Source organism: Pseudomonas sp. TWI929 (assembly GCF_039673335.1).
GTDB lineage: Bacteria > Pseudomonadota > Gammaproteobacteria > Pseudomonadales > Pseudomonadaceae > Aquipseudomonas.
In genome coordinates this window covers 12,528-36,786 of record NZ_JBDJLK010000041.1, presented here as the reverse complement: position 1 = coordinate 36,786, position 24,259 = coordinate 12,528, and the positions used below count along the sequence as shown (strand labels likewise).

13 protein-coding genes are annotated in these 24,259 nt (G+C 62.9%); 2 read left to right on the top strand and 11 right to left on the bottom strand.

The annotated features are described in order from the left end of the window. Positions 1 to 113: 113 nt before the first annotated feature. Genes pcaF through paaF form a run of 5 tightly spaced genes read right to left on the bottom strand, consistent with a single transcriptional unit; the run spans position 114 to position 4,879 of the window. Positions 114 to 1,334 (bottom strand): 3-oxoadipyl-CoA thiolase, encoded by a 1,221-nt coding sequence (gene pcaF, locus ABE456_RS17290; protein WP_346644998.1) that lies wholly within the window; start codon positions 1,332 to 1,334, stop codon positions 114 to 116. Beyond that, a complete protein-coding gene (paaI, locus tag ABE456_RS17285) occupies positions 1,327 to 1,767 on the bottom strand; it encodes a hydroxyphenylacetyl-CoA thioesterase PaaI (protein ID WP_346644997.1) in 441 nt (146 codons plus the stop codon). Before paaI ends, pcaF begins: the two co-directional genes overlap by 8 nt. Then, entirely contained in the window at positions 1,760 to 3,277 is a 1,518-nt protein-coding gene (paaH, locus tag ABE456_RS17280) for a 3-hydroxyacyl-CoA dehydrogenase PaaH (RefSeq protein WP_346644996.1), read from the bottom strand. Before paaH ends, paaI begins: the two co-directional genes overlap by 8 nt. Positions 3,278 to 3,279: 2 nt before the next feature. Next, entirely contained in the window at positions 3,280 to 4,071 is a 792-nt protein-coding gene (gene paaG / locus ABE456_RS17275) for a 2-(1,2-epoxy-1,2-dihydrophenyl)acetyl-CoA isomerase PaaG (RefSeq protein WP_346644995.1), read from the bottom strand. A 34-nt stretch (positions 4,072 to 4,105) separates the two neighbouring features. Beyond that, positions 4,106 to 4,879 carry a 2,3-dehydroadipyl-CoA hydratase PaaF gene (paaF, locus tag ABE456_RS17270; RefSeq protein ID WP_346644994.1) on the bottom strand — a complete coding sequence of 258 codons (774 nt, stop codon included), beginning with the start codon at positions 4,877 to 4,879 and terminating at the stop codon, positions 4,106 to 4,108. Between the two features lie 355 nt (positions 4,880 to 5,234). Between paaF and paaY the strand changes: the two genes are divergently transcribed. Next, positions 5,235 to 5,834 carry a phenylacetic acid degradation protein PaaY gene (gene paaY / locus ABE456_RS17265; RefSeq protein WP_346644993.1) on the top strand — a complete coding sequence of 200 codons (600 nt, stop codon included), beginning with the start codon at positions 5,235 to 5,237 and terminating at the stop codon, positions 5,832 to 5,834. 77 nt (positions 5,835 to 5,911) lie between these two features. Next, positions 5,912 to 6,835 carry a phenylacetic acid degradation operon negative regulatory protein PaaX gene (gene paaX, locus ABE456_RS17260; RefSeq protein WP_346644992.1) on the top strand — a complete coding sequence of 308 codons (924 nt, stop codon included), beginning with the start codon at positions 5,912 to 5,914 and terminating at the stop codon, positions 6,833 to 6,835. A gap of 22 nt (positions 6,836 to 6,857) precedes the next feature. Here paaX and ABE456_RS17255 read toward each other — a convergent pair whose 3' ends face one another. The 6 genes from ABE456_RS17255 to ABE456_RS17230 form a co-directional block, all read right to left on the bottom strand. After that, positions 6,858 to 7,715, bottom strand: a complete 858-nt coding sequence (locus ABE456_RS17255; RefSeq protein ID WP_346645011.1) for a patatin-like phospholipase family protein — start codon at positions 7,713 to 7,715, stop codon at positions 6,858 to 6,860. Positions 7,716 to 7,826: 111 nt separating this feature from the next. Further along, the gene (locus ABE456_RS17250) at positions 7,827 to 9,335 is read right to left on the bottom strand and encodes a TolC family protein (protein ID WP_346644991.1); all 1,509 of its coding nucleotides are present in this window, start codon (positions 9,333 to 9,335) and stop codon (positions 7,827 to 7,829) included. 35 nt (positions 9,336 to 9,370) lie between these two features. After that, complete coding sequence (locus ABE456_RS17245) at positions 9,371 to 19,909, bottom strand: VCBS domain-containing protein (RefSeq protein WP_346644990.1); 10,539 nt, start codon at positions 19,907 to 19,909, stop codon at positions 9,371 to 9,373. Positions 19,910 to 20,007: 98 nt separating this feature from the next. Beyond that, positions 20,008 to 22,098, bottom strand: coding sequence for an HlyD family efflux transporter periplasmic adaptor subunit (locus tag ABE456_RS17240; protein ID WP_346644989.1), 2,091 nt, complete (start codon positions 22,096 to 22,098; stop codon positions 20,008 to 20,010). Further along, positions 22,098 to 23,444 carry an HlyD family efflux transporter periplasmic adaptor subunit gene (locus ABE456_RS17235; protein ID WP_346644988.1) on the bottom strand — a complete coding sequence of 449 codons (1,347 nt, stop codon included), beginning with the start codon at positions 23,442 to 23,444 and terminating at the stop codon, positions 22,098 to 22,100. The genes ABE456_RS17240 and ABE456_RS17235 overlap by 1 nt, the downstream gene beginning before the upstream one ends. After that, on the bottom strand, positions 23,431 to 24,192 hold the full coding sequence (locus tag ABE456_RS17230; RefSeq protein ID WP_346644987.1) for an efflux RND transporter periplasmic adaptor subunit: 762 nt from the start codon (positions 24,190 to 24,192) through the stop codon (positions 23,431 to 23,433). Before ABE456_RS17230 ends, ABE456_RS17235 begins: the two co-directional genes overlap by 14 nt. Between the last annotated feature and the right edge of the window lie 67 nt (positions 24,193 to 24,259).

The following is a 24,259-nucleotide window of genomic DNA, read 5'->3' as shown; positions in this document are numbered from 1 at the left end:
TCGAATTGTTCTTGTACGCCGCGCGGCACCGGTTGCGGGCCACGCGGTGAGTGTCATGAGCGCAGCATATACGGCTGCGTTCGGTTCGGTAACAGGCCGATGGTCAGAACCGCTCAGAGGCGCTCGATAACCATGGCAATGCCTTGGCCAACGCCGATGCACATGGTGCACAGGGCGTAGCGTCCGGCGGTTTCTTCCAGTTCGTGCAAGGCGGTGGTGACCAGGCGCGCACCGCTCATGCCCAGCGGGTGGCCGAGGGCGATGGCGCCGCCATTGCGGTTGACCCGTGCGTCATCATCGGCCAGGCCCAGCTCGCGCAGTACCGCCAGGCCTTGCGCGGCGAAAGCCTCGTTGAGCTCGATGACGTCCATGTCGGCCAGCGACAAGCCGGCCAGTTCCAGCACCTTACGGGTTGCCGGCACCGGGCCGATGCCCATCAGCCGTGGTTCTACCCCGGCCACGGCCATCGCGACGATGCGGCCGCGAGCCTTCAGGCCGTGGCGGCGGGCGGCAGCACTGCTGGCGAGCAGCAGGGCGCAGGCACCATCGTTGACCCCGGAGGCATTGCCGGCAGTAACGCTGCCGCCTTCACGGAACGGGGTGCCGAGACGGGCCAGTTGCTCCAGGGTGGTGTCGCCGCGTGGGTGCTCGTCGTGCTCGACCACTTTGGCCGGGCCTTTGCGCTGTGGGATCTCGACCGGTACGATTTCCTGTGCCAGGCGGCCGCGGGCCTGGGCTGCTGCCGCCTTGTGCTGGCTGCGCAGGGCGAAAGCGTCCTGGTCGGCGCGGGAGATGCCGAACTGTTCGGCCACGTTCTCGGCGGTTTCCGGCATCGAATCGGTGCCGTAGGCGGCCTTCATCAGCGGGTTGACGAAACGCCAGCCGATGGTGGTGTCGAACAGCTCGGCCGCGCGACCGAATGCCTGCTCCGACTTGCCCATCACGAACGGCGCACGCGACATCGACTCCACACCACCGGCCAGCATCAGCCCGGCTTCGCCACAGCGCAGGGCGCGGGCGGCATTGCCGATGGCATCCAGGCCAGACCCGCACAAGCGGTTGATAGTAGTGCCCGGCACCTCAAGGGGCAGCCCGGCCAGCAAGCTGGCCATGTGCGCCACGTTGCGGTTGTCTTCACCGGCCTGGTTGGCACAGCCGAGGATAACGTCGTCCACGGCTTTCCAGTCCAGTTCGGGGTGACGCTGGATCAGCGCCTTGAGCGGAACCGCCGCGAGGTCATCGGCGCGTACGCTGCTCAAGGCACCGGCATAGCGACCAATGGGCGTGCGCACGGCGTCGATGATCAAGGCATCGGTGAGGGTGTGTTCAGACATCTTGCGTCTCCTGCGCCAGCACGGTGCCGCGCACTTTGTAGGATTTGCCATGGAACATCGCCACCAGCTCACCGCGCTGGTTCTCGATGCGTACGTCATACAGGCCGGTGCGGCCTTTGCGGCTGACTTCGCTGGCGCGGGCGGTAAGCACGTCATCGCGCAGTGCCGGCGCCAGGTAGTCGATGCTGCAGCCCAGCGCCACGGTGGCCTGGTCGTAGCTGTTGCAGGCGAAGGCAAACGCCGAATCGGCCAGGGCAAACAGGAAACCGCCATGGCAGGTGCCATGCCCCTGGATCATGTCGGCACGTACCGGCATGCGCAGGCATGCCTGGCCCGGGCCGGCATCCAGCAGGCTGATGCCCAGGCCCTGGGTGGCCTGGTCGCGGGCGTACATGGCGTCGGCACAGGCTTGTGCCAGTTCCACTTCAGTCATGCAGGGTGCCTCCTTTGGCTTCGCAGCGGCGCAACAGCAACGAGGGGCGGTAACGGCTCTCGCCATAGCTGCGCTGCAGGTTGTCGAGCACGCACAGGGTGTGGCGGATGCCAATGTTCGCGGCCCAGGCAAGCGGGCCGCAGGGGTAATTGACGCCGGCGCGCATGGCCAGGTCGATGTCGGCAGCGCTGCCTACGCCCTGCAACACGGCATCGGCGGCCTCGTTGGCGAGCATTGCCACAGTGCGCAGCACCACCAGGCCGGGCAGGTCGGCAACAGCGGTCACTTTCAGGCCGGCGCGTTGCAGCAAGGCCACGGCCTGGTCGCGGGCGCCGTCGGTGGTATCGGCCGACCAGCTGATGGCAAGGCGGGTGGCGGTGCCGTAGTCCAAGGCGAGATCGAGCAACACCAGGTTGCGCAGGCCGTCTTCACGGGCGCGCTGGCTGGCGAGGCGGCCATCGGACAGCGCCAGGGTGGCGTCACCGACCTGGATCAGGCCGCTACCGGCACGCTGGGTTACGCCAATGCCGCTCTGACGCAGGCGCTCGACCAGCGGCTGCAGCACGCCCAGGTGGCCCTCGACGACGCAGGCTTGCGCGCAGGCGGCGCTGTGCAGCTCGGCAGGCTGCGGGCGCTCGGCGCCTTCGGCATAGCTATAGAAGCCTTGGCCGGTCTTGCGGCCGAGGCGGCCGGCGTCTACCAGCTCTTTTTGCACCAGCGAAGGCTGGAAGCGGAAGTCGCCATAAAAAGCATCGAATACCGAGCAAGTAACGGCGTAATTGACGTCGTGGCCGATCAGGTCGGTGAGTTCGAATGCGCCCATGCGGAAGCCACCGGCATCGCGCAGCAGCGCATCGAGGCTGGCGCAATCGGCTGCACCTTCCTGTAACAGGCGCAGGCTTTCGGCATAGAACGGCCGCGCCACACGGTTGACGATAAAGCCCGGCGTGGAGCGCGTGTGCACCGGCTGCTTGCCCCAGGCCTGGGCGGTGTCGTAGACGCTTGCGGCCACACCGGGGTCGGTCGCCAGGCCCGAGACCACTTCGACCAGGGCCATCAGTGGTGCCGGGTTGAAGAAGTGCATGCCAACCACTTGCTGCGGGCGTTCAAGGCCGGCGGCGAGGCTGGTGATGGAGAGGGAAGAGGTGTTGCTGGCGAGGATGCAGTCGGCGGCACACAGGGCCTCGAGCTGACTGAACAGCGCCTGCTTTACCTGCAGGTTTTCGACGATGGCTTCGATCACCAGGCCGGCATCGGCCAATGCGTCGAGGGTGTCCACAGGGTACAGGCGGGCGCTGATCGCTTCGTGCGCAGCGGCCTGCAACTTGCCTTTTTCCACCAGGCGAGCCAGTTGCCGGTCGATGCCGGCCACCGCTTGGGCGGCAGCACCCGGGCGGTTGTCGTAGAGCTTTACCGGGTGCCCGGCCTGGGCCGCGACCTGGGCGATGCCGGCACCCATGGCACCGGCACCGATGACCGCCACCTGCACATTGCTTGCGAGTGCACCCATGTTCAGCGCCCCTTGAATGCTGGCGTGCGCTTGTTCATGAAGGCGCTTACGCCTTCACGGTAGTCTTCGCTGCGCCCGGCCAGGCGCTGCAGGTCGCGCTCCAGCTCGAGCTGCTCATCGAAACCGTTGTCGAAGCTGGCATTGAGGCTGCGCTTGATCAGGGCCAGGCCGTAGGTAGGCTGGGTGGCAAGCTGGCGGGCGAGGGCGAGGGCTTCGTCACGCAGGGCTGCATCGTCCACCACGCGGTGGATCAGCCCCCATTGCTGGGCCTGTTCGGCGCCAAGGCGCTCACCCAGCATCGCCAGGGCCTTGGCGCGCGCCATGCCGACCAGGCGCGGCAACAGCCAGGTACCGCCAGAGTCCGGCACCAGGCCGATCTTGCAGAAGGCCTGGATGAAGCTGGCCGAGCGCGCAGCCAGCACCAGGTCGCAGGCCAGCGGGATATTGGCGCCGGCACCGGCAGCCACGCCGTTGACCGCGCAGACTACCGGCAGCGGCAAGTCGCGCAGGGTGCGTACCAGTGGGTTGTAGAACGTGTCGATCGACTCGCCCAGGTCTGGCATTTCGGCACCTGGTGCGACGTTGCGGTCAGACAGGTCTTGGCCGGCACAGAAGCCACGGCCTTCGCCGGTCAGCAGCAGCACCCGCGCTTCGCTGCTGTGGCGCACTTGCTTGAGCGCTTCGCGCACTTCCAGGTGCATGGCGGTGTTGAAGCTGTTCAGTTGCTCGGGGCGGTTCAACGAGAGGAGGGCGACGCCGTCCTCGATGGAAAACAGGATGTGCTGGAAAGTCATGACAGACTCGCTCCGTCAGTCGGGGGAATGATGATCAGCGGCCTTGGAAGCGGGCCTGGCGTTTTTCCTGAAAGGCTCGAATGCCTTCGTCGCGGTCGGCAGTGCCGGCCAACAAAGTGAATGCATGGCGCTCGAAGCGCAGGCCGCTGGCGAGGTCGGTATCACCGGCCTTGAGCAGTGCTTCCTTGGCCAGGCGCACCGCCAGAGGCGCCTTGGCGGCGATGTTGCGAGCGACCTGCATGGCCCGCTCTACGGTGAATTCGGGCTGGGTGATTTCACTGACCAGGCCGGCCTGTTGTGCGTGGCGGGCGCTGATGGCCTCGCCGGTCAGCACCATCTGCATGGCCAGCGGCTTGCCCACGGCGCGCAACAGGCGCTGGGTGCCACCGGCACCCGGGATGATGCCGAGATTGATTTCCGGCTGGCCGAAACGAGCGTCGCTGCCGGCAATGACGATGTCGGCGCACATCACCAGTTCGCAACCACCGCCCAGGGCGTAGCCGTTGACTGCGGCAATCAGCGGCTTGGCGAATGCGGCGATGCTTTGCCAATGGGCCACGCGTGGGTCATTGAGGATGCCGACCAGGTCGCGCTCGGCCATTTCGCGGATGTCGGCGCCTGCGGCGAATGCCTTGCGGCTACCGGTGATCACCACGGCACCGGTCTGGTCGTCTTGTGCGGCTGCGCCCAACGCAGCGGCCAGTTCTGCCAGTAACTCGGTGCACAGGGCGTTCAGTGCCTCGGGCCGTTGCAAGGTAATGAGCTGGACGCCGTTTTCCGGCGCCTGCACATCGAGATATCGCGGCATGTCGGGTTCCTCTGGCTGCAGGCACGGCACATCGTGGGGCCGGCATTTCTTGGAATTGTTTGCAGGGGCGTGAGGCTGGGTCACGACCAGGTGAGTCCAGTATATGCATTATGCGATACACGAAATCAACATCAAAAATATCATAATGTATCCCTTTGTGAATTTTAGGCGATACTGATGACTGAGCTTTTCGATCTGATCAAAGGATTCAGCACAATTATTTAGTGGACATTAGCCTGCTTTTGGCGTCGCAAGACAGGTTCGGCAAAAGTGATACACGGCAGAGACGATTGACGACCAATTACCTTGTGATACAAGATCGAGTGGCATTTCAAATCATTTCAGGAGCTTCGCCATGCCTTGCTATCGACTGGACGGCCTGACGCCCGTGGTTCACCCCACCGCTTACGTGCACCCAAGCGCAGTGCTGATCGGCGACGTGATCGTCGGCCCTGGTTGCTACATTGGCCCACTGGCATCGCTGAGGGGGGATTTCGGCCGCATTGTGCTGGAAGAGGGCGCCAACCTGCAGGACACCTGCGTGATGCACGGATTCCCGGGGGGCGACACGGTAGTGGAGCGCAACGGGCATGTTGGCCATGGTGCTGTGTTGCACGGCTGCCGAGTAGGCGAGGACGCCCTGATTGGCATGAACGCGGTGGTAATGGATGGCGCCAGTGTGGCACCACGCTGCATCGTCGCAGCTACTGCGTTCGTCAAGGCCGGCTTCGAATGTGCAGAGCAAAGCCTGGTAATGGGCTCGCCAGCCCAGGTCAAACGGCCGTTGAGCGAACAGGAGCTGGCCTGGAAGCAGCGCGGCACGGCGGAGTATCAGCACCTGGCGCAGCGTTGCATGAACACCATGGTCGAATGCCCACCGCTGGCCGAAGCCGAACCAGGGCGGCCACGCATGGAAGACACCGGTGTCAGGCCCAAAGGCCAGGCACCGGCATGAGCCTGGCAACGTCACGCAATGGCCAGGCGGCCCGCCGCGCAGGTATAGTCGCTGCTTTACCTGCGCACAGTTCGCCCATGAGCAATCTTGCCCCACTGAACACTCTGATCACTCGCTTTCAGGAACAGACGCCAATCCGCGCCAGCTCCCTGATCATCACCTTGTACGGCGATGCCATCGAGCCCCACGGCGGCACCGTCTGGCTGGGTAGCCTGATCAACCTGCTGGAGCCGATCGGCATCAATGAGCGGCTGATCCGCACGTCGATCTTCCGCCTGACCAAGGAAGGCTGGCTTACCGCTGAAAAGGTTGGCCGGCGCAGTTACTACAGCCTGACCGGCACTGGCCGCCGGCGGTTCGAGAAAGCCTTCAAACGGGTCTACAGCCCTAGCCAACCAGCCTGGGACGGGGCCTGGACGCTGGTGTTGCTGTCGCAACTCGAGGCCGGCAAGCGCAAGGCCTTGCGTGAAGAACTGGAATGGCAGGGGTTTGGTGTCATGGCGCCGAACCTGCTGGGCTGCCCACGGGCAGACCGCGCCGATCTGGCTGCCACCTTGCGCGACCTTGAGGCCAGCGACGACAGCATCGTCTTCGAAACCCACACCCAGGAAGTACTTGCGTCCAAGGCCATGCGCGCCCAGGTAAGGGAAAGCTGGCGCATCGATGAGCTGGGGCAGCAGTACAGCGAGTTCATCCAGCTGTTCCGGCCTCTGTGGCAAGGCCTGAAAGAGCAGCAACAGCTCGATGCGCAAGATTGCTTCCTGGCACGCACGCTGCTGATTCACGAGTACCGCCGCTTGCTGCTGCGCGACCCGCAATTGCCTGACGAGCTACTGCCAGGGGATTGGGAGGGAAGGGCCGCACGCCAGTTGTGCCGTAACCTCTATCGCCTGGTGTTTGCCAAGGCGGAGGAGTGGCTGAACGCTGCACTGGAGACGGCAGACGGGCCTTTGCCGGATGTGAACGAGAGTTTCTACAAGCGCTTTGGCGGGCTGGCTTGACCGAGTCTGGTGATCAGCTGCCTTAGCCATGAGAGTGAATGGTCAGGGCACCAGGCACCTTGGTTCGTTCAAGTCCGCCGTGTTCTAACCATCGCAGCGTCTGCTCATAGGCACGTTGCAGCAGTGACTCGGTCTGATTGAAGTTGAACACCGAGACATCGACAGGGCACAAGGGCGGCACGATATGAAGGCTGGTGAGCGCGCGGAAGTGTTCGATGTCGCTCACCAACTGGCGCATGCTCATCAGGTTGACGGTGTGCAGGGCCAGGGCAACCAGCCCCTTGGGCGGCTGCGTCAAGGCGCAACTGAGCCCGGTGGGAATTACCACAACGTTGTTGGCGCCCAATGCTACGGCAGTCGAAATAGGCGTGTTGCTTGAAACGCCGCCATCCACCAGGAACTGGCCGCCAATCTGCACGCTAGGGAACACCAGCGGGATCGCAGCGCTGGCGAGTAACGCCTGCTCAAGCTCGCCATCAGACAGCACTTTCTCTGCACCACTGAGCAAGTCGGTGGTGACGATGTGCAGGGGCAGTTCTGCATCCTCAATGCGATGAATAGGCAGTGCCTGAGCAAGCAATCGGCGCAGGGCAGCCGGCTGCAGCAGAAACCCGCGCCGTTTGATCAGGCCTCTACAGGTATCGAGCCAGGACCAGGGGAAGATGTCGGCTCTACTGAGCCCCAGCCAGAACCTGGCGAGTGTCTCGACGCCTTGCGCATTGGGCCTTGCTGCAAAGTAGGCGCCATTGATTGCACCCACCGAAGCGCCAATCACCCTATCGAATTTGACATTGGCCTCGACCAAGGCCTTCAGCATGCCTACCTGCACCGCACCCAAACTACCGCCGCCGGCGAACACGATTGCGGTTTGTGTAGCCATGGCGGCGGTCTCTGTGCAGGCATGTGTCGACTGAGTGTAGCTGCCAGGGCGGCGCTGCTGGGTGCACACGCCGTATCACGGTTTCATATCTGCACTCAGGCAGAGGGCCAATTAGCGCTCTGCCGCCACAAGGTTGTCCCGCGTCTGTTGTTCCACAGTGTTCTGGATCTCCCGTGCAAGTGTCTTCACGTCATGTTGCTCGATTTCCTTGGGCATGACCTGGAAACCGATCGAGTTGTACAGCCGCCCCCACGCTGCCTGAGCGTCGGAGTAGGCAGCCTCCCGCTGATATCGCGATAGCAGCAGGCGGCCTTCGGCACGGATCAGTTCCAGTTCGCTGCCTAACGCCGCACTGCGCGAGGACTGCGCGTAGTCGAGCAGGCTCTGGTCGACGCGCAGGCTCTCGTCGGCAAACTCAACCTCCTGGCGTGCCAGTTGGTAACGCAGCAGGCCGACACGTACCTGGGTCAGGATGGCCATGGACAATGCGGTACGGCGCATGTCATCGGTTTTTTCCTGGCTTTTTTCCGCTGCGGTGATGTCTGGGTATTGCAGCAGACGCAGCAAGTTCATCGATACATTGATGCCGGTCTGGTTCCAGTCGCTGTTGTACAGGTACTTGTTGGAGTCGTATTCGTAGCCGTAATTGAAACTCACGTTCGGCCACAACTGGGCCTTGGCGATCTTCAGGTCGTTCATGCTGACACGCTTGCGATACCACTCTTCCATGATTTCCGGCCGACGCTCCAGGGACAGCCGCTCCAGTTTTTCGACATTGCTGTTGAGCAATGGCAACGGCGGCTCGGTGGTATCGGCCAGGACCATGCGGGTATTGGGCGGTAGCGACATCAGTGCAGCCAGCTCGGCGCGGGCGAACTCCAGGTCCTGGCGGCGTACGGTGAGCATGTAGACCGAGTCGAGCAGGGCGCGCTGGTAGGCGAGGATGTCCTGGCGTGGCAGCAGGCCTCTACCCTCGGCTTCACGTGCTGCGGTGAGGGCGCGATGGGTGCGCATCAACAAGCCGTCCACCTCGGGCAACAGGCGCTGGGCGCCAAGTGCGCGCCAGTAGGCGTTGCGCACGTCCTGCAGCACGTTCTGCGCAACTTTTTCACGGCGCTCCTCGGCCATCAGGATCTGGTCGTTCTTCTGCTGCGTGCGGAAATAGGCAACCCCGAAGTCCAGCAAGCTCCATGACAGCCCGAGGCTGTACAGCGTGCGGTAACGCTCCTCGGACGTCGAAGGGCGCAAGCTGACCTGGCGGTCCTCGATGCCGATGGAGGTGCCGCCAGAATCGTTGTTACGCCCGGCATAGCCGGCCGAGGCCACCAGACGCGGCAGCATCTCATGGCTGGAAACATCGCGCAGGTCAGATGCCAGCGCGCTTTCCAGCAGTTTCAGGCGGTAATCGAGGTTGTATTTGAGTGCACGTGCCGAGGCTTCATAAAACGTGATTGTGCCGTTGACGGGCTCCTGCTCCTTGTACATGCGCGCCTGATCTTCGATCACCCGCTGGCGCATTTCATCTTCGCTATAGGGTTTTGGCTCGAAGGCCGAGCAGGCGCTGAGCAGGAGGCTGACGGCAGCGAAGCTGCCCAGGGTCTTAAAGGTCGATACTGACATAGGCTGTCCTTGGTCCATCCGTGAATGCATCGGCTTCATTGGGCGTTGCTACCGCGACGCATGGCGGCCTCCCGCAATTGCGCACGGAACCCGTGCGCGGCCTGTGGTTTTTTATCCGGCTGCCCGACCATGTCGGTGTGCGCAGGGGCCCACACCGAAGGGTCTGGCAGCAGGCCATCGGCAGTCAGGCTGATGACCCCGTGGCGGCCATCGACCCAATGCTGGTCTTCGGCGCTGGCGCGCCGGCTTTCGCCCACTGCCCGGGCAACGAATTGGCCATTGACCTGGCCCAGCTGGTTGCCGAGCGACTGGCTTTCGATTTCTGGCGTGGCGAACAGGCGCATATCGCTGCCATCGGCGCCCCAGGCGGACAATGCAAGCATCTGGTTAACCCGCTCGACCACCGGCCCGACGAAGATGGCCGGGCTGACGTCCGGTAGCGGCAACCCGGCCTGGCCGGCACGGCTGTCGCGGTCGAAATAGGGGCCAGGCGGGATGTACGGGCTGGAGATATCCAGCGTGATCACCAGCTGGGCCTGGTCGGTAGCACCTGCCAGGTCGCTGATGGTGTAGGTAAAGTAGTCCCTGAGCACTTGCCCAAGGCCTGCTGCTGCGAGGACGTCGGGGTTGCTCAGGTCGATGGTGTAGGTGTAGCTGCCGTCGGCGTTGAGCAACAGGGTACCGTACTGGCCGGCGATGGGCTGGCCGATCAGGCCTGAGGTACCGGTGCCAGCTTCCTGGCCGCTGCGGATGCCAGTCACGGTCAGCCCGTCGCCAGCATCCACATCGCTGTCATTAGGCAGTACGTTACCGCTGGTATGAGGTGCAGGCACCTGGTCGCTGGCGCTGTTGCTGTCGTCTCGGGCCACCGGGTTGTCGTTGGCCCCCTGGATGGTTACGGTCAGGCGCGCATCTGCGGTGATGCCGGCGGTATCGCGCATGCGATAGGTGAACACTTCCCGCAGCGATTCTCCGGCGCTGCGCATGGCCTGTACCGTCGCATTACTGTTGTCGACCACATATTGATAGCTACCGTCAGCATTGATCAGCAAGGTGCCGTACAGGCCTTGCAGCACTTGCCCGGCCACAGCCATCTGGCCATTTTCGCCGGTGTACTGCAGCACCGTCCTGGTTTCGCCGTACTGCTCACCGTCTACATCGGTATCGTTGCCCAGCACATTGCCGCGCGGATCGACGCCGGCAGTGCCATTGTTCACGCCACCGGCTTCCACTGCGGTGGCTGTGTCGTCATTGGCCACCGGGTAGTCGTTGCGACCGTCGATGGTGATGGTCAGCAGGCCATTGGCAGTGCCCCCCCATAAATCGGCCAGCAGGTAGGTGAAGTTGTCCACCAGGGTCTGGCCGCTGACACGCAATTGCTGAACAGCTTGCAGGCTATTGTCCAGTACATAGTTCCAGGTGCCGTCGCCATTGAGCGTCAGGTCGCCGTACTGGCCGCGCAGGGTCTGCCCGACCAGGCTGGCGTTGCTGGGCAAGGGGCCGTCACCGGTCCAGAACGCCAATACTTCGAGGGTTTCCGGGAACAGGATGTTGATGGTGTCAGGGTCACTGTCATTGACCATCACGTTGCCGCTGGGGTTGCTGCCCGGAATACTGTTGTCGGCGCCGCCAGCCTCGGTGGCCTGTGCCTGGTCGGGGCCGGCGATGGGGGGCTGGTTTTCGCCGCGGATGAAGATGGTCAGGGTAGCGGTGTCGCTCAACCCGCCGCCGTCGGTGACCTGGTAGGTGTAGCGCTGGATGACGAAGCCCAACGGGCCCAGCGCAATGATGTCCGGGTCGCTGGAGTTGACCACGAAACGGTAACTACCGTCGGCGTTGAGCGTCAGGGTGCCGTAGTTGGTAGTGACCGTCGCGCTTGCGGTCAACGGGTCGAGCGTGGGGTTGCTGCTTTGCGCACCCACGCCCACGGCGGTGACCACCTTGCTGTCGTTGGCATCAACGTCGGTGTCGTTGTTCAGCACATTGCCGCTGGGGTTGCGCCCGCCTTGGCCGTCGTCGTCCTCAGCGACCGCGAAAGCGAAATCGTCATGCGCCACCGGCGCGTCGTAGCGGCCCAGGATGGTGATGTTGATCTGTGCCTGTGAGCTGGCACCATCAGTGTCGTGCATGCGGTAGCTGAACGTTTCGCGCAACTGTTCGCCGGCCTTGAGCGCTTGCACGGCGGCCAGGCTGTCGTTGACGGTGTAGATATAGTTGCCGTTGGCATCGATGCTCAGCGTGCCGTAGGCCCCGGCCACGAGGGTCGGGCCCGCATTGACCTGGATAAAGGTGCCGCCAGCGACGAGGGTGCCCAGGAAAATGCCGTCAACCAACTTGCCGTCACCGGCATCTACGTCACTGTCGTTGAGCAACGCGTTGCCGTTGCCGGCCTGCCCGGGCGTGCCGTTGTCGATGCCACCGGCCTCGATGGCAATTGCGTTGTCGTCGAGCGCTACCGGGGTGTCGTTACGACCATGGATGACCACGGTAAAGGTGGCGGTAACAACCTTGCCGTTGCCATCGCTGACGCTGTACTGGAACACCTCGACAAGCCGGTCAGCGTCGGTGCGCAGCGCCTGTACGGCAGCGTTGCTGTTGTCCACCACATAGCGATAGTTGCCCAGCGCATCCAGTACCAAACTGCCATAGTTGCCTGCCAGCGCCTGGCCTGGGGTACCGCTGGCGCCGGTCGGGCTGATGATCCCGCTCACCGTCAGGGTATCGCCTTCCGGGTCGCTGTACGCCGCGCGGATACTGCCACTCGGGTCCAGGCCGGGGTTGGCGTTGTTCAGCCCTCCGGCCTCGATGGCATCGATGCTGACCGGGTTGACCACGGGCGGGTCATTGACCCCGGTGACGGTAATCACCAGTTGCGCCTGGTCGGTCAACCCGCCGCTGTCGTGGATCTGATAAGTGAAGACCACGTCCAGCGCCTGCCCTGCAGCCAGTGCGCGAATCGCCGGGTCGGCGCTATTGACCGTGAAGGTGTAGGTACCGTCCTCGTTGAGGACCAACTGGCCGAAGTTGCCGCTGATCAGGCTGTTGTCGGCCAGACGCGCCACGGTGCCGCTGATCGTAGCAGGGGCGGCATTGCTCACCGGGCTTAACGTGCCGCCGGCACTCTCCAGGCCGCTGCGCACGCCATCCACCTTCAGCTGGGTGGCGGCTGGCTGGTCGAGGTCGTCGACGTCGGTGTCAGCGCCCACGCCACCAGCGCCGGTTATCACGTTACCCGTGGCATTCACCGGCGCCGGCGTGCCGTCGCTGGCGCCCGCGCTTGCAGTGGCGTGGTCATCCGTCGCCAGCGGGGCATCGTTTGCGCCCTGGATGGTGATCACCAGGACAGTCACGGAACTCAAACCGCCCGCGTCGACCATCTGGTAGGTGAACTGCTCGACCAGTGTCTGGCCAGGCGAAAGGGCCTGGACGGTGGCGTTGCTGTTGTCGACCACGTAGCGGTAGCTGCCATCGGCATTGATCGTCAAACTGCCAAAATTAGCCGCCACGCTGGTTGATTGGCCGCTGGACACCGGAATGATCAGCCCACCACCTGGGCCGTCGAAGCGTACCGCGTTTACCTGCTTTGTTTCGCCCAGGGCCACGGCATCCACGTCGCTGTCGTTGTCCAGCACGTTGCCGACCGCATCCTGCCCGGGGGTGCCGTTGTTAGTCCCGCCAGCTTCGATGGCGGTGGCGATATCGCCGCTGGCCAGCGGGGTGTCGTTGGCGCCATGGACATTGACCTGCAACACCGCGCGGCTGCTCAGGCCGCCGCTGTCGACGATGTCGTAAGCGAAGAAATCACTGATGAAATTACCAGCGGTACGCAGCGCCTGCACGGCCGGGTTGGCGTTATCGACGATGTACTGGAAACCGCCATTGGCGCGGATAAGCAAAGTGCCATACAAACCCTGCAGCACAGTGACGCCATTTACGCCCACCGCCAAGCCGGCCGGCGTGGTGTTATTGGCGATGCGGGTGACGGTGAGGCTGTCATTGTTGGTCTGGATATCGACATCAGTGTCGTTGCTGAGCACATTGCCAGTTGGGTTCACACCTGGGTCGCCATTGTTGAAACCACCGGCTTCCACGGCAATGGCCAGGTCTGGGTTGGCAACCGGGGCGTCGTTGACCGGGTCGATGATGATATTCATCACGTCGGTGTCACTCAGCGCATCTGCCGGGCTCTGCCCGGGGATACCATCGCCATTGACGGGGGCGTCGCCGAAATTGCCCTGGTCATTGGTGACCATCGTCAGGGTTTCCGCGTCGCGGAAGGTGTTGAAGTCCTGGTCGCCTTTGTAATACAGCTGGCTCAACAAGATGTTGAGTTCGGCCAGCGTGCCCGTAAGTACCAGACTGCGGCCGGCACTGCCGGGCGGCGTGGCGGTGGCTGCAGGCGGGGTGGCAGCCTGCCAGATGACACCGTGTACCACCGTCAGGGTGATGGTCAGGACGCCATCGGCATTGCCGCTATTGACGTCCACGTCGCTGATGGCCAGCCCGCCGATATGCAGGACCGTGTCCTCCAGCCCATGCTGGTCGGACACGGTGTTGACCGGCGCCTCGTTGACATGCACATAACCGGCGTCGGCCGTACCGGTATCACCTTCACCGAGGCTGAGGCTGATGGTGCCCAAGCCTGCGCTCGCGGTGCCGGTGTCGCTGTCGATACGCACGTGGAAGCTGTTGTTGGCGCTGGCCTGATGGTCCTGCGCCACCGCGATGAGGTAGCTGCCGGAGGGCAGCAGAGCGAACTGGTATTGGCCACCATTGGCGGTAACGGTGGAGAAGGTACGGTCGTCAGCGGTGCCGAACTGGCCGTCATCACCGGCCCAGGTAAGGCTTACGCCGATGCCGTCCAGGCCAGGGCCGTCGGGGTTGACGTTGTCTGTGGCACTGCGGGTGTCGTCCCATAACGTGCCCTGAACCACGCCCATGCCGGCGCCATCGCTGAGGATGTAGTTATTCAGCCCCGCCGCACCGTCCTGGCCAGTACGCTCGCCGGTTGCGCCACCGGCCGTTGAGGGGAGCGAGCCGCCCCAACCGTTGGTTTCGAAGTCGGTGGGCAGACTGGTCCAGGTCAGCACCGCAGAGCTGGCGGCATTGTCGGCGATGGTCACGTTAGGCAGGGTGACGGTATAGATCACCTGGACCGCGTCGTTCGGCGCAAGCCGGGCAAAGTCCACTGCAATCGCGGTGCCATCGGTAAAACTGACACCAGCCGGCAGGTTGCCCAGGTCCAGCGCCACGCCATTGAGCAGGATGCTCTGCACCTGATAGTTGCTGCCATTGGGGAACTGGTCTGCGAGGTGGGTATTGAACGCCGCTACCTCGCCATTCTGAGTGAAGCTGACCGACACCGTGGCGGTGGTGGTTGCACCAGCCCCCGGGGCGACATCGATGACCGACTTGTCCATGTTGCTGAAGCCAGGCTCCACCACGCGCTCGAACACGGTGTCGCTCTTGCCCCGGTCAACCCCGCCATTGTCACCCACGTGTTCGAACACGGTCATGCCCAACTGCGCATTGGCCTGGTTGCCGGCCACATTGCTGACGCGCACGTTGAACTCGAGGATCACGCCTTCGATATCGTTGTCGTTGGTCTCGATATTGGTCAGGTTGCCGAGGTTGAAGGTGATGGTCTGGCTGCCATCGGCGTTGGTGGTGATCAGCAGCCGGCCATTGTCCCCGTCAAAGTTGCCGGAGGGGGCTACGCCGCCCAGGTCGGTATGGATCGGCAATGCCACATCACTGTTCTGGTTACCGGTCATGTACAACGTGCCACCGCTGAGCAGGTCGGTGGCATCGGTGGTGAGGCCGCCCAGCTGGCTCGATACCATGGCAATCAGGATGTTGTTGAGGTCGGCGGGGATGAACTCCAGGCCTGCGGCCAGTTCGATGCGTATCTGGTAATTGGGGTTGTCGCCTGTTGGCACCAACACGGCTACCCGATAACGGACAATTTCGCCAACCACCACGGTTTCCACCAGGCCGCTGGTGTCGGTTGCGCCGCTGCCGTTAATGGCTGCGGGTGTGTCGCTGACGCCGCCAACGCGAGATACATCTATGCCGTTGGTGACGGGAATCAGCAAGGCGCTCAACACCCGGTAGTCGTTCAGTGCCCCGCCATTGAGAATACCGTCGTCGCCACTGCGCTCGCCGTTGACGGTGTCTGTGGTAATGCTGCTCCCGTCCAGGCTGCTCCAACGCACGTCGACATTGTTGGGGATCACTGCCTGGCCAGCGGCATTGGCATTGACCACGCCGCTCAGGGTGATGACGATGCTGCCGCCGTTGGCGATGTCTATGTTGGCGCCATTTGCTGTCACCAACTGGCCATTGAGAATGACAAAGTCGACGCCGCCATTGTTGGTGGCCCCGCCGTTGTACTGGATAGTGCCACTGATCGTCAGGTTGTCGATCTCGCTCGGCAGCACATCCAGCAAGCTGATGTCGAACGCGTCAGTCCCCGAGTTGTTGGCCACGGTAATGGTGAAGACAACCGTATCGCCTTCGTCGAAACCGCCAAAGACCGGGGTTGAAATGACCTGTTGGCTGACGCTGAGGGTGGGTTCGACGACGGTAACGCCCGGCTGTTGTGCGCTGTTGATGCTCCGATCAATGGCAACGGTGCCGTTAGGGGTATCGCCATCGGGATCGCTATACAGCAACTGCGCGCCATTGCTGAGCGTGGTGCCTTGCTGGTTGCTGATCACGTTGCTGGCGACCAGCACCAGACGAATGACGAAACTGTTGTTGCCGGTCAGGTTATCGGCGGTGGCCCCGGCGCTGCCGAACACCAGCATCAGGTCGGCACCGTCACTGCCATCCAGGGTAACGGGGTTTACGCTGAGCACACCATTGAAGTCAGCTGTCAAAACCGCGCTGCCCGCCGCGGTAGTAATGATCTGGTAGCCTGAATTGCCGTTGAACCGCGGGTCCAGGCGCAGGCCGGGGGGGATTAGGTCATTGATGCGCAGGCTGCCGGTAGCCCCTTCGGGCAGCGTGACTACGATGTCATAGGTAATGCTCTCGCCAATCACCAGGTTGCTGCCGGTGGTGTGCGTTGCGCTTGAGTCGTCGTCGGTGAGGCTGCCGTCCTTGTAGGTCTTGCTGATGGTCGGTGCAGCCACCTGCTGGTTGGCGACCTCCACCAGATCGGTCGGAGTGAAGTCCTGGCCACCCTCGACGCTGGCGTAGTTGGTCAGTGCCGCGCTGCTCTGCAGGGTACTGGAGGCGAGAATGGCATTGGCCACGGTGACGTCGTAGGTGATGACCACCACGTTGGCACCCGAGGTGTCATTGCTGGTGCCGGCGCGGCCGGCGAGCAGTGTCGCCTGGCCGTTGGCGTCGAGGAAGGTGATGACGTTACCGCTGACGCTGTAGTCGATCCCCGCTACCAGCAAGGTGCCGTCACCACGGTGCACCTGCAGGTTGGCAGCGCTCAGGCTCCCGCCAACAAATGCCAGCCCGGTAGGCAGGCTGATGCTGGTGCTGACATCGAAGGCTCCGCCACCACCGCTGTTTTTCAGGGCTGTTGCCAGGCGCAGGGTATCGGCGCCATCAATGCCGCTGACATTGCCATCTACCGCCGCAAGGCTGGTGATGCTGCCACTGAACGGTACGCCAGTGGTGCCTGGCTGTGCCCAGGTACCGGTGGTGCCGGTGACCGTGCCGTTACTGCTGGACACCACGCCGTGTTTTATATCCAGCACCGGCTCTGCGACCGATTCGATCACCGCCACGTCAGATGATGTCAGTACATTCTTGTCCACCGTGGTGGTCTGGCTCGATTGCGCCAACACATCCAGTTCGCGCTGGTCGGCGAACGGTTGGTCGCCAACGACCATGGTGAAACGCACCTGGACCGTGCCACCGCTGAGGCCGCCAGAGACGAAGTTGCCAAAGTCGAAGATGATCGAGTTGCCCGCACCGGTGGTAACACTGTCAGGCACGTCGAGGATCGTGTTACCGATACCGAACGCCCACTGGCCGGGATTTGTACCAAAGCTCCAGTTGATGCCGGCGGCATTGAGCAATGGCAGCGGCAGATAGGCCGTGAGCTTGAAGTTTTCGTAATCGGCTACCAGCAAATCGTAGGTAATGGTGAACGTCACTACGTCGCCTGGGCGCAGTTCGCCGTTGCTCGGGGGGTTACCACCATTGACCTGGGTAAGCTCGATGTCGACGGCCGAGCTCTGAATGGTACTCGAGGTGCTGGAACCATCCGTCTGAGTACCGCCGATGTTCACCGGGTCGCGCAGCACGGTCGCATCCACCGTGGCGTTGTTGCCGACGCTGTCGCCTTCGTTGAGCTGGTCGTGGGGCGGGTGGTCACTGGTGTAGGTGGTGTCGACCAGTGCGAAATAGACGATGCTCAGCCGCGTGGCACCTTCCTGCACGTCGTTGTCATAGAGGTCGCCGAACAGTGCCGCAACACCGGGGCCAGCGATGGCCTGGCGGATCGACTCGGCAATGTCGAACACCAGCGTGGTACTGCCGTCGGCATTTAACGCCTGGGTGTAGAGCAGCGTAATGCTCTGGCTGGCACCATGCTGCTGAATTAACAGCGTTGGCGGATTGCCTGGCTCGAATGTCTGGCCATCGCTGAGCAGGTCGGTGAGGGTGAACTGGCCTTGCTCAAGGATGTTTTCGCCGAACGCGAAGAAGTCGGAAATGGCCACATCCATGGTGTAGCGCAAGGTGTCACCGGGGGTAAGGCCGGGTGTACCGACATCATTCTGCAGGTCGACTTGCTTGAGCAGCGTGATTGACTTTGCAACGAAGGTCACGCCCTGACCGCTGGCGGTTTCATTGAAAGGGTAGCCGTCAGGGTCGGCTGGGCGGTCACGAGGGTCCAGCGGGTTCCAGTCGCCGGTCACGCTGGCAGTGCCGAAATTGATCGATACCGGGTTGCCAGTAGCCGGGTCGATCACTGGCCGGCCGTTGGCATCGATTTCCGGTACATAGAAGGAGACCTGGGTTTCGCTGGCGGCGCTCAGGGTATCGTAATGGATATCGTAACTGGCCACGAAGGCATTGGGGTTGGCCAGTGCCAGGGCGATGAGGGCAGGGCTGGTCAGCACGGTACCGTCGTGCAGGGTGACCGAGGTCAGTGTCCCCCCTGGCCCTGGGGTGATAGCGCTGACATGCACCTGGTCCGGCACGGTCTGGGTCACGGTGACATTGCTTAGCGTCTGGCCTGGCGCTGGCGTCACGGTGATCGTCTGGGTGCGGGTGAAGTTCGGCCCGGTGACGGTTTCACCCTCCGGCATGTTCACCGTCTGGGTAACCTTGAGCAGGGTTGGGGTGACGATGAAACTGTGCAGCGTGCTTTCCACCAGGCTAGGGTCCTGAACCGGGTTGTTCAGCGAATCGTTGCCGTACTCGAAGCCCGCGCGGGTATTGATGGTGAGGTTTGGGGCACCGTCGGAGTAATGGGTGTCGGCAAGGTTGCTCAGTTGCCCGGTGATCTGCAGGTCGATGCTCGGTTGGCCGTTGGTGACACTGGCATAAGGCAGTTGCAGGACCACCATCTGGTCGCCGGGCTTCATGCCGACGCTGGCCGCGTTGACCACCAGCGGGTTACCGCTGGCGTCCTTGGCCAGTGGGTGCGTCGCGTTGCCGTTGGCATCGAAGGTGATCACGAAACTGTTTACTACCTGGCCTAGATAGGTAGCGGAAACGAAAGTAACGCCATCATCACCGTCGCGGCCGGTTGCTGGCATGAACACATCGATGAAAGGGGCGTAGCCTTCCTGGGCCGAGGGGTTGTTGAAGCTCACGGTAAAGGTGAACTGTTCACCCAACTGCACATCGGCAGCACCGGAACCCAGGCTAGCCGTAGGGCTGGCATCGGCCAGCAGGCCCTGGAAACTGTCCAGGGTGGTTGCAGCCAGGGCGATGCCCTTGTCTAGCTCCCCGTGACTGACTTCAAGTTGCCAGTCACCACCGGCCAAGGGGCTGCCAGTGGCATTGCTGGATGCACCGACGTCAGCACCAGTCCAGCGGGCAAGCTCGTTGACCAGTGCCTGGCCGGCGCTGCCAGCGCCAACATCGCAGCCATACAGCTGGATATCCGCGCCAACGTTGAGTTCACTTTGCCAGGCACTCAGGCGCTCGCCCAGCTGCCCGACCGTCTGGCTGGTAAACACCTGGTTACCCAAGGTGAACTGGCCGGAAGCGCCGTGGGAAAACACCTGAATCGAATCGACCTTGCCCAGTTGTGCCAAGGCACTGCTGATGGCGGCGATGGCATCCTGGCCCGGGTCGATCACCAGCGCGGTGCTACCGCTCGGTAGATCTGCCGCGAGCTGGTCTCGGTTTTCCACACGTGCATCAATAACCACCAGGTTGCGTGGGGTAGGGGTGGGCGCAGCAGTCTGAGCTTCGCTCGCGGTAGGCGCCGGGTGGTTGCTGTCTTTCGCCTCTGCCGAGCCAGGGTCACTGTGATGCTGCTGGTCCACTGCAGCTGCGGCAGCACCATCAAAAAGGATCCGCTGCTCAAGGGCGACAGCCTGCGACCATGGACGCAATACTGCGGTGAAACCTGCTCTGCGGTTGATGTCCATTTCTTTACCCTACTCAGAATATCGACACTGGTTGGGAAACAAAGCAATCGTAGACGCGTTTATTTCGTATTAACTGACGAAGCGCCGGGTGGTCGCGCCTAGAACCCGCTTTCGCGTAAAGCAACCCCTATCAGCCATTTGCCCAGCTCGCCAAGCACACTGCGCTTTTCCCCCTCGATCTTCAGCTTGCCGCGGGTCTCGCGCACGTTAGCCAACGGTTCATCCAGTGCGATCAGTACCTGGAACAGTGCCTTGTCGGGAGCCAGCGGCTCGCTGGTGGTCGGCACCGGCCCGCCAAAATGAGCGGAGAGCATGCGATGGGCCAGATGCCCGGTGCGAGTACTGGCAATCGCCAGCACTGTGCCGCGCAGTGCGGTGGGCTGGCCTTCAGGGTAAAACTTCACGGCATTGCCCACGGCGAGGTGGTGCACCTGGTCCTGGGCAACGTAGGCATCGACCTGCCAACGCTTGGGGTCGATCAGTATGCCCAGCGGCTCCTGACGGTTGATCCATTGGCCTGGCCGCCAGTCGGGAGCCAGGTCCATCCAGACGCCGGCGAACGGTGCCTGCAGGTTGAGCCGTGCGATTTCGCTACGTGCAGCTCGGGCCTCCTCGGTCTGCACATTCAAGCGTTGCAGGGTTGCGGCGCCTTCGGTCAGGCCAGCTGGGTCGGCCAGCAGCCCCGACAGGCGCGCCTGATAGCTGCGGGCACTGGCCTCGCTGCTGCGCATGCGCGAATCCAGGTCCGGCTCATCGAGCACTGCCAGCACGTCGCCGGCCGTGACCTGCCCCTGCTGGTGCACGCTTTTCAGGCGCGCAGGGTAGGGCGTGTATACGCGCAACTGGTGCTCGGCACGGGCCACGCCAACAGCGTCAACCTGACTGTGCCAAGGCAGTGCCAGGGCTAGCACGCTGCTTGCCAACAACAGTAAGAACAGGCGCTTGCGCTGCCCCGGGACCCGCGCCCGTTGTTGCCACCAGTGGTTCAGCTCACGCTTCACCGGCAGGGCGATGAACCACGCCAGTTCAACCATGAACAGCACGATACCCAACAACTTGAAGAAGAACAGGTATACCGCCACGGCAATACCGAGAAAAAGCACCAATCGGTACAGCCAGGTGGCGAAGGCGAAGGCCACCAACAGGCGCCGTTGCCCGGCGGGGAAAGGTTCGGGCCACGCTTCATCCAGCCCCAGCAAGCTACGGCGCAGGGCTACCCGTGCAACTGCTGATGCGCGCTCGTGCAGGTTAGGAAAATCAAGCAGGTCACTGAGTATGAAATAGCCGTCAAAGCGCATGAACGGGCTTGCGTTGAGCGCCAGAGACAACACCCAGCTGGTGGTCGCCAGATAGAGCAAGGCGTTGCGCAGGGCGCCGTCGTCGCACAGTGCCCAGCCCAGGGTGGCGAGGCCTGCCAGGGACAGTTCGGTGACGATACCAGCCGAAGCGATGGCAAGGCGCTGGTGGGCCCGTTTGAGTTTCCAGCTTTCGCCGGTATCGGTGTACAGCATCGGCCACAGCACCAGGAAAGCGACCCCCATGTGCCCGACCCGCAGGCCGAGGCGGGTAGCCACCAGTGCATGGCCGAGTTCATGCAGGGTTTTCGCCGCGACCAAGGCCAGGGCGAAGCTGAACAGGCCTTCGGTGGAAAAAGACTCTACGACCGCGTGCGTGAACGTGTCCCATTGCTGCATCACCAGAATGATGCCAAGTACAGTCATGCCGACCACCAGCAACCCTGTGAGAGGGTGGAACAGCCAGTTCAGCGCAGCGGCCAGACGCTGCAGTGCCGCTTGTGGGCGTAGCAGTGGAACACGGAAGAACAGGTAATGGTGAAGCCACCAACGCCAACTCGACCAGGTGCGCGCCTCGCTGGCAGTCTGCAACCTGGCTATCTGCTCCGGGCCTGGGCGCAACAGGTGGTGTTGCTCGAGAAAAGCTCGCAATGCCAGCACCTGCTCAATATCCGGTTTCAGTGCACAGTCGCGCGAGATCTGCTCGCTGATCTGGCGTGGCGTCTGGCCCCAACGCAGCAGGCATTCGAACTCCAGCCAGCCAATGCGGTAAAACCGATTCAGCACTGCGTCGTGGATCATCCATGCTGGCTCTCCTTCATGGTTGTCGGCGGCCTCGCACAAGCGCAAGTCTTCGCGTAATGGCGGCAGTGGCAGGTCGGTAAGGTCGAGCATTACCAGCCACTCCAGGCACGCAACGTTGCCAGCGGCCGACGCAGCAGGTAGTAGCCGAGCATGACCCGGCCACCGTAGAGCTTGGCGGTGCCGTGCAGGCCGAGCCGGGCATGCTCGGAGTGCTGCTCGATACTCGCCAGCAGGCGATAGGCGACGACACCGTCATCACCGGGCTTGGCCTGGTAGCTGGTTTCCAGCACTTGCCCCTTTAGCGGGTTGAGCGGGTAAGCGGTGAGGAACAGCGTCACCTCGGCACCGGGCTCAAGCGCTATGGCATCGGCAACGGCAAGCTGGATCAGCATTGCCGGTTGCGCCGGGTCGGCCACCTGCATGATACGTTCCCCGGTCGATACAGGTTTGCCGAGCCAGTCGTTGGGGTCGCTGAACACCGCGACTCCAGCCGCCGGTGCCAGTACCTGGGTGCGGCGCAGTTGCGCCTGGACGGCGGCCAGTTCTGCACGGCGTTGCTGGGCTCGGCCCTGCAACAAGGTGAGTTCACTTTTGCTTTGCGGGTTGTCGAATGCCCGCTGGCTGGCAGCCTGCAACTCGGCATCGGCCACCGCAACCTCTTTACCGAGCACCTCGGCGCGGCTGCGCAGGGTGGTCTCATCTAGGGAGAACAACGGTGTACCGGCCGCAACAGGCTGGTTAGGGCGCACCAGCACCTGGGCGATCACCCCGTCGATTGGCGAGCTGACGATCTGTGCCTGGCGCGAAACGATCTGCGCAGGCGCCAGTGCAGTCTGCCTCACCGGCACCAGCAGCAGCCCCGCGCCCACCAGCAACACCAGCAGCACCTGCCGACGGCTGGGGCGCCAACGGCCACGATGGCGATGCCGGGTCAGCGCGGCCCAGCAGTAGCTCCAGGTGCGGACAAGGCCATCCAGTTGTTGGAACAGCAGCGGCGCGGGGGGCTGTTCAAGCAGCAATACCAGCACGCCGAGGCGATTTCCGCCTGGAGCGTACAGGGGGATGCACCATAGGCCGGTAGGCCACCATTCGGCCCAGCCTTCGAGTACATCTTCGGGCGGGGCGGTATTGTCCAAGGTAAGCCAAGTGGCGCGTGGTTCGGTCAAGCATTCTGCCAGCCATCGGCTGGCTCGCCTGAGCCAGACCAGGTAGGGCGAGTCCTCGCTGGGTTTCGCCAAGCCCGACACGCATAGCAACTCGAAGCCGAGTTTGCTTTGCTCGAACACCAGGGCCTGATGAAACGGCAACAGCGGGTAAAGGTCGTTGGCCATGCTGAACGCTAGCGCGCCGAGCGTCTCGGCGGCCATGGCCTTGTCGCGCAGGGCGTCGAGTCGCAGCAGCAGCTGCGGGTCCGGAAGCGGTCTATTCACTGTCATGGTCGAACCGTGCAGTGCCGCTCATACCGGCCATCAACTCGGGGAATTGCTGGTCGAAACGCGCCTCCAGTTCGACCGTCTGCGCTACAGCATCGACCCGTGCGTTGATGACGCTGACCTTCGCTGGGTAATGCTTGCCTGTTTCGTGCACGGTCACTTGCAAGGACTGGCCAGTTTTCAGCGTTGCCAACTGGTCGGATGGCGCATTGAGACGCACCTTCAAGGCGCCATCGCTGACCAGATCGAACAACGGCGTACCGGCACTGACAGTCTGGTAAGGTTTGACGTAAACCTTGGCCACGTGGCCCGAAAACGGCGCCAGCACCTGGCAGTAGCTCATCTGGGCCTCACCCATTGCGCGGGCCCCATCGGCTTTCTGGACCTCAGTGTTAGCGGCTGCAACTTCGATATCGCCCACAGCCTCCAGCTTACGGAGTTGTTGCTTCGCCGCCAGGTTCTGCCGTGCCATTGCCAGTTCAGCGCTCGCCACCTTACCGCGGGCCTGGGCCTCGTTGCAGTTGAAGCGAGCCAGTGTGGCGCCCTTGGCCACATGCTCACCGAAGCCGGTTTTGAGCTCACCCAATGTGCCGCTCATCTGACTGGACAGGGTAGTTTCCAGGTCGGCCGCCAGCAGCACCCGGATCAGCTGTGGGTCTTCAGTTGTTGCATTCTGCTCGGCGAGGGCGGCGGCGCAGGATAGCCCCAACAACAGGGGTAGAACGCATTTTACGACGACGGGCATGGGCATTATCGGTTCCTTCTGATGACTTTCGTCAGGTCGATGAACGGCTCGGAAGAACACCTCCAAGCGTTTG